We start from the raw sequence: 15,752 nt of genomic DNA on the forward strand, positions 1-15,752 counted from the left end.
TTGAAGCTGGTTCGGCATCTGAGACGAAGTCCCTGACACCGTAGGGTTGGGGATGTGTCAACCGCCGAGATGCAGTCCAAGACCACCGTCACCGACGTCCCCGAGCTCGTGGTCGGGTTCGACCTGGACATGACGCTGATCGACTCCCGGCCGGGCATCCAGGCGGTCTGGGACCTGCTGGTCGCCGAGACCGGGGTCCCGATCGACACCGATCTCGTGGTCAGCCGACTCGGGCCGCCGCTGCGCTGGGAGATGGCGCACTGGTTCCCCGAGGAGCAGATCGACGCGATGGTCGAGCGCTACCGCGAGCACTACCCGCAGCACGCGATCGCCGACAGCCTGCCGCTGCCCGGGGTGACCGAGTCGCTGGCCGCCGTCCGGGCGCTGCGCGGGCGGTCCGTGGTCGTCTCGGCGAAGTACACCCCGAGCGTGAAGCTGCACCTGGACCACCTCGGCCTCGACGTGGACGAGCCGATCGGTGACCTGCACGGCGCCGAGAAGGGCATCGCGCTGCGCGAGCACCAAGCGATGATCTACGTCGGCGACCACACCGCCGACATCGACGGGGCGCGGGCCGCCGGCGCCGTCGCGGTGAGCGTGGCGACCGGTCCGTTCACCGCCGACGAGCTGCGCGCGTACGGGGCGGACGTCGTACTGAACGACCTGACCGAGTTCCCGGCCTGGCTGGACGCGTACGTGCTGGAGCAGCGGCTCGAGGCGCTGATGGCGCGACTGGCGTCGTACCCGAGTCTGGTGGTCGCGTTCAGCGGCGGTGCCGACTCGGCGTTCCTGCTGGCGGCCGCGGCGCGGGCGATCGGTCCCGCGAACGTGGTCGCGGCGACGGCGGTCAGCCCGAGCCTGCCGGTCGCGGAGTTGGAGCCGGCCGCCCGGTTCGCCGACGGGCTCGGCGTCCGGCACGTCACGCCGCACACGCACGAGATGGACCGCGAGGGCTACCAGGCCAACGCCGGCGACCGGTGTTACTTCTGCAAGGCCGAGCTGGTCGAGACGCTGCAGCCGATCGCGGACGAGTTCGGCATCGCCGCGATCGCGACCGGTACGAACGCCGACGACGCGATCGCCGGGTTCCGGCCGGGGATCCGGGCCGCGTTCGAGCGCGGGGCGATCACGCCGTTGCGCGACGCGCGGCTGACCAAGGCGCAGATCCGTGAGGCGTCGCGCAGCTGGGGCCTGGAGACGTCGGACAAGCCGGCCGCCGCGTGCCTGTCCAGCCGGATCGCCTACGGGATCCGGATCACGCCGAACCTGCTCGCCCGGGTCGACCGCGCCGAGCAGGCGGTCCGCGCGCACCTGGCGCCGTACGGGGTGCAGAACGTGCGAGTCCGCGACCTCGGCGAGTCCGCGAGCATCGAGATCGACGCCGAGCTGCTCGGCACGGTCGACAGTGGCGCGTTGGTCGAACTGGTCCGCGCCGAGGGCTTCACCGCGGCCGCCGTCGACCCTCGCGGATTCCGGTCCGGTTCGATGAACGAGCGGCTCAAGGAGCCCGAAAAGTATCGCTGACGGGTCCGTCGGCGGGGATCAACCGCCCGGCGCTCGGGGGACCGTTCCATCGGCGACCCGGTCGCAGCAGGCGACGACCCGGAAATACGAGACCGGGGAGTGCGGAATCACTGTGCGATCAGATAGTTTCCCAGAGGCGCGGCGCATCCGGTTCACGTACGCTGGGTAGCCGGCCCGGGCAACCTGTCCGGTCCCCCTTTCCGTCCTGTTCCGTCGATGACACTCGAAGAGGTTCCCGTGCCTGTTGGCAAGGTCAAGTGGTATGACTCCGAGAAGGGGTTCGGCTTCCTCAGCAAGGAGGAGGGCGGGGACGTTTACGTGCGCGCCGAGGCCTTGCCGGCCGGAGTGACCAGCCTGAAGCCGGGCCAGAAGGTCGAGTTCGGCGTGGTCGAGGGCCGCAAGGGTGAGCAGGCGCTGCAGGTCCGGCTGATCGACCCGCCGCCGTCGGTGGCCAAGGCGATGCGTCCGAAGCCCGAGGAGATGGCGCTGGTCGTCGAGGACCTGATCAAGCTGCTCGACAACCTCGGCGAGGGCTACCGCCGCGGCCGCCACCCCGACGGCAAGGCCGCCCGCCAGGTCGCCACGGTGCTGCGAGGAGTCGCGGACCGCCTCGACGTCTGACCCGGTAGGCCGCCCGCGCCGCTTTTGCGGCGCGGGCTCAGTGGTTTCGCCGGTCGATGAGTCGCTGGATGCCGTCGAGTACGACGTTCAGCCCGACCTGGAACTCGTCGGCCGTGTAGTCCGCGTCGAAGTCCTCGAGCCGGCCGCCGCCGAGGTTCGCCGCGATGCCGGGAAACCGGTCCGGCGTCGCGAGCATCGCCAGCCGTTGCGCGTACAACCGGTCGGCTTCCTGGACCGCGGCGTCGCCGGTCAGCAGATTGGCCGTGAGCTGCAGGTAGGGCCGGGCCCGCTGACCAGCCAGCTCGCCCAGCCGATGAGCGGCTCGACGGACGTGCACCACTCACCAACGGCCGATCACCGGTCGCCTGCCTGCGTGAAAGCGCCTGCTTCCCGGGCGATGCCGGTGTTGGTGAGTGGTGCACGTCCGCCCGTCGCCGAAGGACGCGCGGCGCACGCGGCACTCGCCGTTCGCCGCTGCCGTCGTGGTCGCTGCCGCTCCCGCTGCTCTGGCTGCCGCCGGCGACGGGGCCGAGTCGAGCTGGGCCGGTGTGGGGGCGACGCTTTGTGCGTCCGGTCTCGACCTCCACCACCCACCAACTGCCCACTGCTGGCGTGGCCACGCCTGGCACTTGGCCCGATCTGGGGCTTAGTCGGTGGTGGAGGTCGGCCTCGGCGGGCGATGCGCACCGACGCGGCGCCCGCCGGTCTGAACGGCTTCGGACTCGAGCGGGCGGCGAGCTGGCGTGCGGACCTGAGCCAGCGACGTGCGCTACGCGGTGAACGGAGGCGGCGGGGCGTCGGCGAACCGACCAGGTGCGCGGCAGTCGCTGGGTCAGCGTTCCAGCTGCGGTAGAAGGAAGGGTGCTGCTCGACGCCGGGACCGCGGCCGGTGGAGGACGCGGCGGCGCCGGTCGAGGCTGGCGAACTGCGCCACGCGCGGGACTCGTGTCAGCGGTTGCGGCGGCGGAAGAAGCTGGGGCGGCGCTCGACGCGGGTCTCGTCGTTGGGGGCGACGCCACCGCGGGGCGACGGGTCTTCGGCCGGGCGCGGATCGCGGCGGCCGGACGTCGGTTGCTCGGCGGTGCGTTCGACGGTTGGTTCCTCGGACCAGGTGGTCGGCTCGGCGACGGTGTCGTCGTCGTCCGGCTGGCCGCTCCACCAGCGGCCTGCGGTGGGGGAGGTTCCGGGGCTCCGGTTGCCGGTGGGTGCAGGGGTGCCTGGAGAGCCTGTGGTGGAAGGGGAGTCCCCGACCGGCGCGGGCCTGCCGTGGGGGTCGAGGCGGAGTTCTACGGTGGGCTCGGTGTAGCGGCCGGAGTTGTCGGGGCGCGGGCCGCGGGTTCGGACCTCGCTGATGCGGGTCGGGTCCTGCGGGCTGGTCAGCACCGTGCCCTCGGCGCGGGTTTCGTCGGTACGGCGGGCGGCTGCATCGGCCCGGAACTCGTCCGCGTCGGGGTGTCGGGCGGCTGCGTCGGCGCGCGAGTCCTCCGAGCCGGGGCGCCGGACCGGACGAGTCGCCTCGTGCGGGGACGGAGTGCGAGGACCCGACGGGGCGGCGTTCGGCGTACGAGGTTGGGGTGCGGGTTTATGGCGGACGACCAGGAAGATGACCACCAGCAGGACGGCGGCCAGGAAGCCGAAGCCCAGGCGGGGGATCAGGGGCAGGATGATGCCGCAGCCGCCGCCGATCACCCAGGACAGTTGCAGGACGGTTTCGGAGCGGGCGAACACCGACGTCCGCACGGTTTCCGGTACGTCGCGCTGGATCATCGCGTCCAGCGACAGCTTGCCGAGCGAGCTGCACAGGCCGGCGACCAGGCCGAGCACGATCAGGGTCGGGAAGCCGTAGAGGATCGCCACGACGACCGCGACGGCGGCGTCGGCGAGCAGCACGACCAGGACGACGATCTCCGGTTTTCTTGCCTTGAGCAACGATCCGGTCAGGGTTCCCAGGCTGTTGCCGATGCCGGCCGCCGCGATCACCGCGCCGGCCGCGATCGCACCGTCCAGCCCGGCGATCGGTTTGTCGCGCAGCAGGAACGCCAGGTACATGGTCAGGAACCCGGACACGAACCGCAGGCCGAGGTTGCACCGGATACCCCGGGACACCGCCGCGGTGATCGCCCGCCGGCGCGCCTCGCGCCCGGCCGAGCCGGTCATCTCCTCACCGGCCGGCGAGTCCACCCGGCTCGGCAACCGGATCGCCAGGATCAGGCCGACCGTGTAGACCAGCGCGGCCCACCGCAGCGACCACTCCGGCCCGATCGCCGCGAACGCGCCTGCGATGCCGGCGCCGATCGTCGCCCCGGCCACGCCGGCCAGGGAGATCCGCGAGTTGGCGGTGACGAGCGTGATCTCCTTAGGCAGCAGCCGGGGAACCGCCGACGCGCGCGTCACGCCGTACGCCTTGGAGGCGACCAGGCAGCCGAGGGCCGCCGGGTACAGCCAGGTGGAGCTGTCGTGGATCGACGCGGCCAGGCTCCACACGAGGAAGCCACGCAGGCCGAGTGTCGCGCCGATCGCCCAGCGGCGGCCGTGCCGGAAGCGGTCGAGGATCGGGCCGATCAGCGGTGCCATCAGAGCGAACGGCGCCATCGTCAGCAGCAGGAACAACGCGACCCGGTCGCGCGCCTGCTCACTCGGTACGGCGAAGAACACGGTGCCGGCCAGGGAGACCGCGAAGGCGGTGTCGCCCGCGGCGTTCACCGCGCCGAGCTCGATCAGCCGGGACAGCCCGGACTCGCGCGCACCTTGCGCGCCGGTCAGTCCCTGGATCCGCCGCCCGGTCGCCTTGCCCACTCGCCCGGTGACGCCGGCGGTCTTCCGCGAGATCGACGCGAACCCGCTGGCCCCGACCTTCGACGCGTGCCCGACCTTCTTGCTCGCACTGCCGAGCCGCTGCCCGGCAGCCCCGAGCCGCTCACCGGCCGACTTCTTCCCGGGACCCGGTCCGCCGGCGCCGGCACCGCGCCCACCCGGGGCACCGTCCGAGCCTTCACCACGCGCACCACGCGCACCGCTGGAGCCCTCACCACGCGCACCGCTGGAGCCCTCGCCACGCGCACCCCGCGTACCGCTGGAACCCCCACCGCGCGCACCCGTCGTACCGGTCGAGCCCGTGCTCGACCCGGCGGAGGGATCCTGGCCAGGACGCCTCGGCTGCTCGCTGCGCGGCCGGTCCGCGGGGTCGGGACTCTCCATACGACCATCCTGCCTTGTGCGGGGGACAGAGCGCAGTCGCGGCACGGTTCGATCTGTGTGGTACGACGTGCGAGAATGACCGACTGTGACTCCCGTCAAAGCTCCGGAACCGGTCCGCGCCAAGCCCGACGCCGTCTGCGTCGCGGCGGTGGAACCTGCCCGCGACGCCGCGATCGAGGAAGCCGGCGCCGCGCAGGTCGGCGAACACCTGGGCCACCTGGTCGAGGGCGAGCGGCTGGTCACGCACTACTTCGCCTCCACCCACCCCGGGTACAAAGGCTGGCGCTGGGCGGTGACGGTCACCCGCGCGTCGCGGGCCAAGACCGTCACGATCAACGAGGTCGTGATGCTGCCGGGCGGCGAGGCGATCGTGGCGCCGGAGTGGGTGCCGTGGTCGGAGCGCGTCCAGCCGGGTGACCTGCGGCCGGGCGACCTGTTCCCGACGCTGCCGGACGACCCGCGGCTCGAGCCCGGCTACACCGACACCAGCGGCGCGCCCGACGAGGTGCTCGCGGTCGTCGAGGAGCTCGGGCTGGGACGCGAGCGGGTGCTGTCGCCGGCCGGCCGGGAAGACGCGGCCGAGCGCTGGTACGCCGGGGACTTCGGTCCCGGCTCGGCGATCGCGCAGGCCGTGCCGTTCAAGTGCCACTCCTGCGGCTACTGGATCCGGCTGGCCGACAGCCTCGGCCAGGCCTTCGGCGCCTGCGCGAACGAGATGGCGCCGGGCGAGGGCCGGGTCGTCGCCTACGACTACGGCTGCGGCGCGCACTCCGACGTGGTGATCGACGCACCGGACCACCCGTCGACCGAGCACGCCTTCGACACCACCGGGTACGACGAGCTGGCGATCCCGTCCGACCCGACCCCGACCGAGGCGGTCGACGAGATCGCCGAGGCCGACGCCGTCCAGGCCGAGGTCGAGGCCGCTGCCGAGCCCAGCTCGGACGACGAGGTGGAAGAGGTCGCCGCCGCGACCGAGGAGATCGTCGAGCAGGACTGACGTTCCGAGCCGGACCTTGACCACCTCCTCCCCGGGCGGTCGATCCGCCTCGGGGCTCGATGGTCAGGAGCCGCGCACAGGGTTTCGGCGCGTCGCTCGCGAAGGCGGCCCAGCCGGCGCAGGCCTCGAGTCAAGACCCCAGCCGGGCGCCGACACCGCCGCTGGACTTCTTTCGGGCGATGGCGGCTGACTTATGGTCTGACCATGAGCAAGGAGCGACCACCGGTACGACGGATGGACCCGTGGGCGGTCTGGGGTGTGCTCGCGGCGGCGGTCTCGCTGATCGTCGGCGCGGTGTCCGCCGTTGCCGGCGAACACGCTGGTTCCACGACCTTGTGGATCATCCTCGGCCTGGGGACGGCCGGTCTCGCCCTGTCCGCGCGGGCATCGATCCTGACCGCCGTCGTGGCCGTGCTCCTGGCCGCTCTGGAGGTGCGCGATCCTGCCCCCTGGGGCACGTGGGCCGTCGGTGGGGCGCTGTTGTTCCTGTTCGCACTGCGCCGGCCCCGCTTCGACGCGGTAGCTGCCGGAGTGGCGTTCGCGGGGGCTGCGATGGCTGCGGTGTACGTCCCGTGGCTCGGTGGTGGCGGCAGCGGAGCCTTCGGGCTGATCGCGCTCGCCGCTGCGATGGTCGGGGTGGGCCAGTGGGTGCAGGCGCAGCGGCGCTACGTGGTCGCGGAGGTGGGCCGGCGGCGGCAGGAGACCGAGCGGAGGCGGGAGGAAGTGGCTCGCCACGTGGCCGAGGAACGACTGCGGATCGCCCGCGAGCTGCACGACAGCGTTGCGCACCACCTTGCGGTGGTCAGCGTCCACACCAATGTCGCGAGGGCGAACCTGCTGCGGTCTCCGCAGGTCGCTGAGCGAGCTCTCGACGACGTCCAGGTCGCCACGCAGTCGGTGCTGGAAGAGCTGGGAGTCGTGCTCAACGTCCTTCGGGCCTCAGAACCCGAGGTGGTCCCGTCCACTCCGGTCGACGCCGGCATGATCGACGAGCTGCTCGGGAGCTTCGAGGGCATCGGGCTGAGGATCCGTACCGAAGGGCTGGACCACCTGTTCACGCTGGCACCGGTCGCCCGCACCGCGGCCCAGCGACTCCTCCAGGAAGCTCTGACCAACGCGCAGCGCCATGGCGACGGCACCGCCCAGATCGTCGTCGGTGCTCCCGTGAACGGGTACGTCACCCTGTCGATCCGCAACGGCCGGCCGGCGCACGCGACGACGTCGGCCGGGAACGGGCTGGGCCTGGTCGGCATGGAGGAACGGGTCCACCTCCTGGGCGGCACTTTTCAAGCGGGTCCGGAGGGCGACGGGTTCACGGTGACCGCCCAACTGCCGGCGACCGCGCCGCGGAGCGCAAAGGAGACGCTCGCATGAGCGCCGTTCGCGTCCTCGTCGTCGACGACCAGCCCATGATCCGCTCCGGGATCCGCGCGCTGCTCGAGACCGGCGAGGGAGTGGACGTCGTCGGCGAGGCGGCCGACGGCCATCGGGCCGTCGGTATGGCCCGTGCCCTGGTGCCCGACGTCATCCTGCTGGATCTCCGGATGCCGGTGCTCGACGGCGTGGGAGCGATCGTCCAGCTGCGATCCGATCCCACCACCGCCGGCATCGGCATCCTGGTGCTGACCACCTTCGACACCGACCAGAACGTGCTCGCCGCCCTGAAGGCCGGGGCCAATGGTTTCCTCGGCAAGTCCGCCGACCACGAGGAGCTGATGCAAGCGGTGAACCGGGTTGCCGCCGGAGGCGCGTCACTGTCCGCTGTCGCGACCAACACGGTGGTCGGGCATCTGGCCGGCACGGCGAACAAGCCCCCGCTGCACGAGCAGGCCTCCGCTGAGGACCTCCGCAAAGTCGCATCCCTGACCTCCCGGGAACGCGAGGTCGTCACGCTGGTCGCCCGGGGCCTGAGCAACGACGCCATCGCCGAGCACCTGTTCATCTCGCCGATGACGGCGAAGACCCATGTCAATCGAGCCATGAGCAAGCTGCACGTGTCGGACCGGGCCCAGCTTGTCATCGCCGCGCTTCGGGCCGGCCTGCTCGGCGAGGACTGACACCCCGGACCGGCCAAGTCGCGGCCGGCGCAATACCGCGGATGCGGTACGCCGCTACCGCGTCCGGACGACGCTCAGCAGGTACTCCGCGGGCGAAGGTAAGGCAACGAGTCCGCACCGGCGGCCTTCGTACCGACCTCGTCCAGGAGATTCGCATGTCTCGGTTCTTGTCCAGGGTCGGTGCCTTCAGCGCCGCCCACCGTCTCGTCGTCGCCGGCGCCTGGATCGTGGTGACCGCGGTTTTCGCCGTCCTGACGATCAGCGGAGCGAAGTTCTCCGATGCCGCGTTCAGCATCGCAGCAGCCGAGTCGACCACGGCGCTCGCCACGATGAACAAGGCGTTCCCGGCGGCCGCCGGCCCGGAGTCGGGCGAGCTGATGCTGGTCGTCGAGGCGCCGGACGGCACGTCGGTGACCGACCCCGGCGGCAAGCAGCTGGTCACGGACCTGGTGTCGCGCATCGACGATCTCCCGGACGTCTCGTCCGCCTCGGATCCGTACGACGTACGGCGCCCCTTCGTGTCCGAGGACGGTTCGGTGGCCGTCTCGACGCTCGCCGTCGACCTGGCGGCCGATCAGGCCGTCGTCGAGGACAACGTTCGGAAGGCGTCGGCGGACCTGGCCGGTGCGGGCTACACGATCGAGCTCGGCGGCTCCCTCGACGACGGACCGCCCGAGATCGCCAGCATCACCGAAGCGGTGGGTGTGGTGGTCGCCTTCGTCGTGCTGTTGCTGACGTTCGGCTCGTTGGTCGCGGCCGGCGCGAACCTGCTGACCGCCTTGTCCGGTGTCGTCGTCGGCGTCCTCGGCGTGCTCGCCTGGTCGTCGGTCGGTTCCGGCATCCAGTCCACCACACTGATCCTCGGATTGATGCTGGGATTGGCAGTGGGCATCGACTATGCGCTGGTGATCCTGTCGCGGTTCCGCGATGAGCTCCGCCGTGGAGCCGGCGTCACAGCGGCCGTGGCTCGGGCCTCCGGCACTGCGGGCACCTCCGTGGTGGTCGCCGGAACCACCGTGGTCATCGCCTTGGCGGGGCTGGCGATCGTACGGATCTCGTTCATCACCGAGATGGGCCTGGGCGCGGCGTTCGCGGTGGTCGTGGCCGTGGCCGTCTCGCTCACCGTCGTGCCGGCCGTGCTGAAGACCCTTGGCCACAAGGTGCTGCCGCGGAAAGAACGTCCGGCCACCGACCAGGCGGGCGAGCAGTCGGCGGCTGCGGTGGTGGAGGATCACCGCCCGGCAGACTCGCGGTCCGGCTTCCTGCGTCACTGGGCCCGAACGGTGGTCAATCGCCCCGTGCTCAGCATGCTGATCGCCACGACGGCCGTCGCCGCGCTCGCTGTGCCGGCCCTGTCGCTCGAGACCGAGCTGGATCCTCCGGGTGGGCCCGACCCGGCCAGCTCCCAGCGTGCCGCCTACAACACCGTGAGCGACGCGTTCGGTGCCGGTGAGCAGAACCCCCTGATCGTGCTCTTCGAGGGCGTAGCCGCAGCTGACACCGCAACCCGGGCGACAACGGAGATCGCGGCGCTCGACGGGGTTGTGGACGTCAGCCCTGCCCAGCCCGCCGCGAGCGGGGATGTCGCCTTCTTGGCAGTCACTCCCGAGTACGGCCCGACCGACGTGCGGACCGGCGAGCTGGTGAATTCACTGCGCGCCGCCGTGGCCGGCACCGACGGCGCAAAGGTCTCGGTGACCGGGCAGACAGCGGTCGACGTGGACGTCGACTCACAGCTTTCGTCCGGTCTCATCACCTACCTGATCTGCGTGGTAGGGCTCTCGCTGCTCTTGCTGATGCTCGTGTTCCGGTCCATCGCGGTGCCGCTGCTGGCCACGGCCGGGTTCCTCATGTCCCTGGCCGCGGGCCTCGGAGTGACGGTGGCGGTCTTCCAATGGGGCTGGGCGGGCCGGCTGGTCGGCCTTGACGAAGCCCGGCCGCTGGCCAGTCTGATGCCCCTCATCGTGGTCGGCGTGCTGTTCGGATTGGCGATGGACTACCAGGTGTTCCTGGTCTCCCGTATGTACGAGGCCCACCGGCGAGGACTGCACACCCGGGCAGCGGTACTGCGCGGATTCGGCCAAGCCGCCCCGATCGTCGTCGCCGCGGCCACCATCATGGCAGCGGTGTTCGCGGGCTTCGCGTTCAGCGGTGGCGACGCGATGGTCGCGTCGGTCGGCCTGGCCTTGACCGTAGGCGTCCTGGTGGACGCGCTCCTCGTCCGCATGGTCCTGGTTCCGGCCGCCCTGCAACTCCTCGGCGAAGCCAGTTGGTGGCTGCCACGCCGGCTGGACCGGGTGCTTCCGAACGTCGACACCGAGGGCGGACACGTCGAACAGGACGAGCCGGCCCAGAGCCACGAACGAACCAGCTCGTCCGCAAGGGCGTAGGACCGACGGCGGGCTCCCACCAGGGAGCTCGCCGTTCGTCCGTCGACTTCCTTCCCTCATCCGACCTGTAGACAGGACTTTCGCCATGACGAATGCGACGGATTCAGCAACCCCGCCTCCGGCGCCCCCGCGCACCGTGTCCCGTTCGCGTCCCGCGCGCAACGGCCGGATCAGCTGGGTCGTGGTGGCACTGACCAGTTTGGCGATCGTCGGCTACGTCATCGCGACCTACGCCCAGGGCAGCCTGGCTACGCTCGCGCAGAACGAAGCGGGGCTGGCGACCGCCTATGCCGATCGGGCCGCGCCGGTGCGAGCCGCGTTCTACGCTCACATCATCTTCTCCGCGCTGGCGCTGGGGATCGGCCCGGTGCAGTTCGCGGGCACGGTACGGCGGCGCCGGCCGCGGCTGCACCGCTGGGTCGGCCGGGTGTTCCTGATCTCGGTGGCGATCGGCTCGGTCTCCTCGTTGATCATGGCCTGCTTCAACACGGCGGCCATCAACGGGTTCTTCGGGTTCGGTTCGCTCGCGGTGCTGTGGGGATGGACCGCGTGGCGCGGCTGGCGCGCAATCCGCGCCGGTGATCACCTCAGCCATCAGGCCTGGATGATCCGGTGCTTCGCGCTGACCTACGCCGGGGTCACCTTGCGGTTGTGGCTCGGGATTCTGATCGGTGTCCAGCTGCCGTTCGCCGGCCCCACCGTCGATGCGGAGCGGGTCTTCGACACCGCCTACGCGGTTCTGCCGTTCCTGTGCTGGCTGCCCAACATCGTCGTTGCCGAACTGCTGCTTCGGCGGCGCGGCCTGCCGTCGTTGGCCCTGACGCCCTCCCGAACCGCGTCGTCCGGCACCGACCGACGTCCTCCGGGGGTGTCCGCGCGATGAGCGCACCCTGAGCGTGGTGCTGATCTGACCGGTCAGTCCTCGGTTGCGGAGCGGTGCCCGGCCTGGATGCTCGACCAGCGGCGCTTGCAGTAGGCCAGGCCGATCCAGCCCAGGCCGAAGCCGGCGACCGTGACCCACAGCCACCACTCGTTACCGGACCGCTTCAGGTCGTCGTGGAAGATCAGCACCGCGACGAAGGCCAGCGCCCAGGCGATGATCCCGGCGATCACGGTCGGGATCCCGGACAGGTCGAGCGGCTTGACCTCGGCGTGCACCAGCTCGCCGCGCGCCAGCTGACTGGTCGGATCGTTGCGCTTCTTCGACACCGGCGCCGGCTTGTCGTCTGCCACGTGATCACCTTAACGCGTCGGGCCGGCCAGATCGCTCGCGCGGGCCCGGCCCGAACTGGCACGATGCGGTCATGAGCACGCGCCCGGCTGTTGCCTCCCGCCCAGGCTTCCTGGACTCCTTCTTCAAGATCACCGAGCGGGGCTCGACCGTGCCCCGGGAAGTTCGCGGTGGTCTGGTCACGTTCTTCACGATGGCCTACATCGTCGTGCTGAACCCGCTGATCATCGGCACGGTCAAGGACAGCACCGGCCAGTACGTCGGTGGCGGCACCGACCCGACCGCCTCGATCGCCAAGGTCGCGGTCGCCACCGCGCTGATCGCGGGCGTGATCACGATCCTGATGGGTCTGGTCGCGAACTTCCCGCTGGCGCTGGCCACCGGCCTGGGCCTGAACGCGTTCCTGGCCTACTCGATCGCCTCGAAGATGACCTGGGCCGACGCGATGGGCCTGGTGGTGCTGGAAGGCATCATCATCCTGGTCCTGGTCCTGACCGGCTTCCGCAGAGCGGTGTTCGAAGCCGTTCCACGCCAGCTGAAGGTCGCGATCAGTGTCGGCATCGGCCTGTTCATCGCGTTCATCGGTGTGATCGACGCCGGCTTCGTCCGCCGCCCGGCCGCGCCGACCGGTCCGCCGGTCGAGCTGGGCATCGGCGGCAGTCTGCGGGGCTGGCCGGTGCTGATCTTCGTGGTCGGGCTGGTGCTGATCGTCACGCTGTACGCGCGCAAGGTGAAGGGCGCGATCCTGATCGGCATCCTGGCCGCGACCGTGCTGGCGATCGTGGTCGAGGCGATCACCGACGTCGGCGCCCGTACGACGGACAACCCGGCCGGCTGGGGCCTGAGCGTGCCCTCGTTGCCGGACAACTGGTTCAGCAAGCCGAACCTGGACCTGCTCGGCGAGTTCAACCTGTTCGGTTCGTTCGAGCAGGTCGGGGTGGTGTCGGCGATCCTGCTGATCTTCACGCTGATGCTGGCCGACTTCTTCGACACGATGGGCACGATGACCGCGATCGGCGCCGAGGCCAACCTGCTCGACGCCGACGGCAACCCGCCGAACGCGCAGCGGATCCTGATCGTGGACAGTGTCGCCGCGGCCGCCGGCGGCGCCGCCTCGGTGTCCAGCAACACGTCGTACATCGAGTCCGCCTCGGGGGTCGGCGAGGGCGCCCGGACCGGTCTGGCCAGCGTGGTCACCGGGATCTGCTTCCTGATCGCGATGGTGGTCGCGCCGCTGGTCACGCTGGTCCCGTACGAGGCGGCGACGCCGGCGCTGGTGCTGGTCGGGTTCTTGATGATGACCCAGGTCAAGGGCATCGACTTCGACGACATCGAAGTGGCGATCCCGGCGTTCCTGACCATCATCCTGATGCCGTTCACGTACTCGATCACGGCCGGCATCGGCGCCGGGTTCGTCTCGTACGTGCTGCTGAAGGTGGTCCGCGGCAAAGCCCGGCAGGTGCACCCGCTGATGTGGGTGGTGTCGGCGTTGTTCGTGGTGTACTTCGCGATCGGCCCGCTGGGGGACTGGCTGACCTGACCTGAACCGGGGACCCGAAGAGTCCGGTGAACCGCGCGGTTGCTAAGCTGTTGATCTCTTCGGGTTCTCCGACTTCACACCATCCCCTCTCGCGGTCGCTGCTACGACGCCCAGAGTCTCGGTTATGGACAACAAGCGCTCGTACATCGACAGCTATCCCACCCTGGCGGCCCGGACCCAACGCTTCACCCTCGGCCTGCCGAAGGCCTTCGCCGCTTCTCCGGACGGCGAGCGCGTGCTCTTCCTGCGCACCCGCGGACCGGAGGACCGGGCCGGCTGCCTGTGGCTGCTGGACGGCGACGAGGAGCGGCTGCTCGTCGCGCCCGAAAACCTCGGCGCCGACGGCCCGATCCCCGAGGCCGAGCGGATCCGTCGCGAACGCACCGGGGAACGCAGCAGCGGCATCGTCGCCTTCTCCGCCGACGAAGCACTCTCCGCGGCGGTCTTCGCTCTCAACGGAACGCTCTGGCATCTCGACCTGCCCACCGGCGTACTACGAAAGCTCGACACCGCCGGCGCCGTCGTCGACCCTCGGCTGGATCCCACCGGCGACCGCGTCGCCTACGTGACCGACGGCGCCCTGCGCGTCCTGGAACTTGCCGATGGCAACGACCAGGAGATCGCCGCGGACGACAGCCCGGATGTCGCCTGGGGCTTGGCCGAGCACGTCGCCGCCGAGTCGATGCACCGGACGCGCGGCCACTGGTGGTCGCCCGACGGCACTCGGCTTCTCGCCACCCGCGTGGACCAGACGCCGGTCCAACGCTGGTGGATCGCCGATCCGGCCGACTCCGGCGCTCGCCCCCGCGAGGTCGCGTATCCGGCCGCGGGGACCGCGAACGCGCTGGTCAGCCTGCACGTCTTCGATCTGCACGGCGGCAGCACGGAGATCGTCTGGGGCGACTTCGAATACCTGCCGACCGTCGCGTGGGACGCGCACGGCGTACTGATCAGCGTCCAGTCCCGCGACCAGAAGACCGTGCAGGTCCTCGCCGCCGATCCCGCCACCGGCCGGGCCGAACTCCTGCACGAACAGCACGATCCCGCGTGGGTCGAGCTCGTCCCCGGCACCCCGGCGCGCACCGCGTCGGGCAAGCTGGTGGTTGCCCACGACACCCCCTCCACGCGCCACCTGATGATCAACGGCCGGCCGGTGACCCCGGAGGGCCTCCAGTTGCGCGCGGTCGTCGACGTCACCGGCGAGACCGTCCGGTTCCAGGCCAACGACGAGCCGACGGAGCGCCACCTCTGGGTGCACGACCCGACCGGGCTGCGCCGGCTCACCGACACCCCTGGCGTCCACAGTGCCGTCGGTCCCGTCGTCGTCTCCAACACCGAGACCGGCCAGACGTTCGCCGTACGACGTACTGGCCGCCAGATCCGGTCGCTGGCCGCCAAGCCGGCGCTGGCGCCACGCATCACCTGGCTGCAGGCGGGGGAGCGGCAACTGCGGACCGCGCTGATTCTCCCGTCCTGGTACGAGCCCGGCATGACGCTGCCCGTCCTGATGTCCCCCTACGCCGGCCCGGCGCTGCAACTCGCCGTCCGCGCCCTGACCCCGATGTACCCGACCGCGCAGTGGTACGCCGAGAACGGTTTCGCCGTTGTCATCGCCGACGGCCGCGGTACGCCGGGCCGCGGACCCGCCTGGGAGAAGACCGTGTACGGCGACACGCTGTCGCTGCCGCTCGAGGACCAGATCGTCGCTCTGCACGCCGCGGCCGAGCACAATCCGGATCTCGACCTGACCCGCGTCGGCATCACCGGCTGGAGCTACAGCGGCCTCCTGGCGACCATCGCGGTCCTGCGTCGGCCGGACGTCTTCCACGCGGCGGTCGCGGGCGCCGGTCCGCACGACGCGAGGCTCTACGACACGCACTGGCGTGAGCGCTTCCTCGGCCACCCGGACGAGAACCCGGAGGCCTACGACCGGAGCTCGTCGATTCCGGAGGCGGCGAAGTTGTCCCGTCCGCTGCTGCTGGTGCACGGACTGGCTGACGACAACGTGGTGGTCGCGCACACGCTGCGCTTGTCAGCGGCTCTGCTGGCCGCGGGGAGGCCACACCAGGTCCTGCCGCTGTCGGGCGCGACGCACATGCCGACGGACGAGGCCACGGCCGAGGGGCTGATGCGCCACCAGCTGCAGTTCCTGAAGGGTGCGCTCGGGATGGAGTGACCCGCCGCGTCCCGC

At 70.9% G+C, this 15,752-nt stretch carries 12 protein-coding genes; 9 read left to right on the forward strand and 3 right to left on the reverse strand.

Annotated features, from left to right (window positions below):
* The first annotated feature begins 54 nt into the window (after nucleotides 1-54).
* A complete protein-coding gene (gene larE / locus BWI15_RS14975; RefSeq protein ID WP_083750780.1) occupies nucleotides 55-1,524 on the forward strand; it encodes an ATP-dependent sacrificial sulfur transferase LarE in 1,470 nt (489 codons plus the stop codon).
* 237 nt (nucleotides 1,525-1,761) lie between these two features.
* Nucleotides 1,762-2,145 (forward strand): cold-shock protein, encoded by a 384-nt coding sequence (locus BWI15_RS14980; protein WP_077015030.1) that lies wholly within the window; start codon nucleotides 1,762-1,764, stop codon nucleotides 2,143-2,145.
* 37 nt (nucleotides 2,146-2,182) lie between these two features.
* On the opposite strand, the gene BWI15_RS14985 is transcribed toward BWI15_RS14980, so the two are convergent.
* Both BWI15_RS14985 and BWI15_RS14990 read right to left on the reverse strand, forming a co-directional pair.
* Complete coding sequence (locus tag BWI15_RS14985; RefSeq protein WP_143465611.1) at nucleotides 2,183-2,482, reverse strand: hypothetical protein; 300 nt, start codon at nucleotides 2,480-2,482, stop codon at nucleotides 2,183-2,185.
* A 611-nt stretch (nucleotides 2,483-3,093) separates the two neighbouring features.
* Entirely contained in the window at nucleotides 3,094-5,343 is a 2,250-nt protein-coding gene (locus BWI15_RS14990; RefSeq protein ID WP_077015032.1) for an MFS transporter, read from the reverse strand.
* 85 nt (nucleotides 5,344-5,428) lie between these two features.
* On the opposite strand from BWI15_RS14990, the gene BWI15_RS14995 reads away from it, so the two are divergent.
* The 5 genes from BWI15_RS14995 (at nucleotide 5,429) to BWI15_RS15015 (ending at nucleotide 11,673) form a co-directional block, all read left to right on the forward strand.
* Nucleotides 5,429-6,343 (forward strand): DUF3027 domain-containing protein, encoded by a 915-nt coding sequence (locus BWI15_RS14995; protein ID WP_077015033.1) that lies wholly within the window; start codon nucleotides 5,429-5,431, stop codon nucleotides 6,341-6,343.
* A gap of 204 nt (nucleotides 6,344-6,547) precedes the next feature.
* Nucleotides 6,548-7,717, forward strand: coding sequence for a sensor histidine kinase (locus tag BWI15_RS15000; RefSeq protein ID WP_083750781.1), 1,170 nt, complete (start codon nucleotides 6,548-6,550; stop codon nucleotides 7,715-7,717).
* Nucleotides 7,714-8,400, forward strand: coding sequence for a response regulator (locus BWI15_RS15005; protein ID WP_077015035.1), 687 nt, complete (start codon nucleotides 7,714-7,716; stop codon nucleotides 8,398-8,400). Before BWI15_RS15000 ends, BWI15_RS15005 begins: the two co-directional genes overlap by 4 nt.
* Before the next feature lie 155 nt (nucleotides 8,401-8,555).
* Complete coding sequence (locus tag BWI15_RS15010; protein WP_077015036.1) at nucleotides 8,556-10,790, forward strand: MMPL family transporter; 2,235 nt, start codon at nucleotides 8,556-8,558, stop codon at nucleotides 10,788-10,790.
* 85 nt (nucleotides 10,791-10,875) lie between these two features.
* Nucleotides 10,876-11,673, forward strand: coding sequence for a DUF2306 domain-containing protein (locus tag BWI15_RS15015; protein WP_077015037.1), 798 nt, complete (start codon nucleotides 10,876-10,878; stop codon nucleotides 11,671-11,673).
* 32 nt (nucleotides 11,674-11,705) lie between these two features.
* Here the strand turns inward: BWI15_RS15015 and BWI15_RS15020 are convergent, their stop codons facing one another.
* Nucleotides 11,706-12,023, reverse strand: coding sequence for a DUF2530 domain-containing protein (locus BWI15_RS15020; protein WP_077015038.1), 318 nt, complete (start codon nucleotides 12,021-12,023; stop codon nucleotides 11,706-11,708).
* A gap of 71 nt (nucleotides 12,024-12,094) precedes the next feature.
* On the opposite strand from BWI15_RS15020, the gene BWI15_RS15025 reads away from it, so the two are divergent.
* Together BWI15_RS15025 and BWI15_RS15030 are read left to right on the forward strand one after the other, a co-directional pair.
* Nucleotides 12,095-13,561: an NCS2 family permease gene (locus tag BWI15_RS15025; RefSeq protein ID WP_077015039.1), complete on the forward strand. Its 1,467-nt coding sequence runs from the start codon at nucleotides 12,095-12,097 to the stop codon at nucleotides 13,559-13,561.
* A gap of 124 nt (nucleotides 13,562-13,685) precedes the next feature.
* Nucleotides 13,686-15,737: a S9 family peptidase gene (locus tag BWI15_RS15030; protein ID WP_077015040.1), complete on the forward strand. Its 2,052-nt coding sequence runs from the start codon at nucleotides 13,686-13,688 to the stop codon at nucleotides 15,735-15,737.
* Nucleotides 15,738-15,752: the final 15 nt, after the last annotated feature.

The sequence above is a fragment of the Kribbella sp. ALI-6-A genome (genome assembly GCF_001984195.1).
In the GTDB taxonomy this organism is placed as follows: Bacteria; Actinomycetota; Actinomycetes; order Propionibacteriales; family Kribbellaceae; genus Kribbella.

Bases quoted from the DNA above. Each gene is read 5' to 3' on its own strand.
- BWI15_RS15005 (WP_077015035.1), top strand. From the start codon at position 7,714: ATGAGCGCCGTTCGCGTCCTCGTCGTCGACGACCAGCCCATGATCCGC.
- BWI15_RS15010 (WP_077015036.1), top strand. From the start codon at position 8,556: ATGTCTCGGTTCTTGTCCAGGGTCGGTGCCTTCAGCGCCGCCCACCGT.
- BWI15_RS15025 (WP_077015039.1), top strand. From the start codon at position 12,095: ATGAGCACGCGCCCGGCTGTTGCCTCCCGCCCAGGCTTCCTGGACTCC.
- BWI15_RS15030 (WP_077015040.1), top strand. From the start codon at position 13,686: ATGGACAACAAGCGCTCGTACATCGACAGCTATCCCACCCTGGCGGCC.
- BWI15_RS14990 (WP_077015032.1), bottom strand. From the start codon at position 5,343: ATGGAGAGTCCCGACCCCGCGGACCGGCCGCGCAGCGAGCAGCCGAGG.
- BWI15_RS15015 (WP_077015037.1), top strand. From the start codon at position 10,876: ATGACGAATGCGACGGATTCAGCAACCCCGCCTCCGGCGCCCCCGCGC.
- BWI15_RS15000 (WP_083750781.1), top strand. From the start codon at position 6,548: ATGAGCAAGGAGCGACCACCGGTACGACGGATGGACCCGTGGGCGGTC.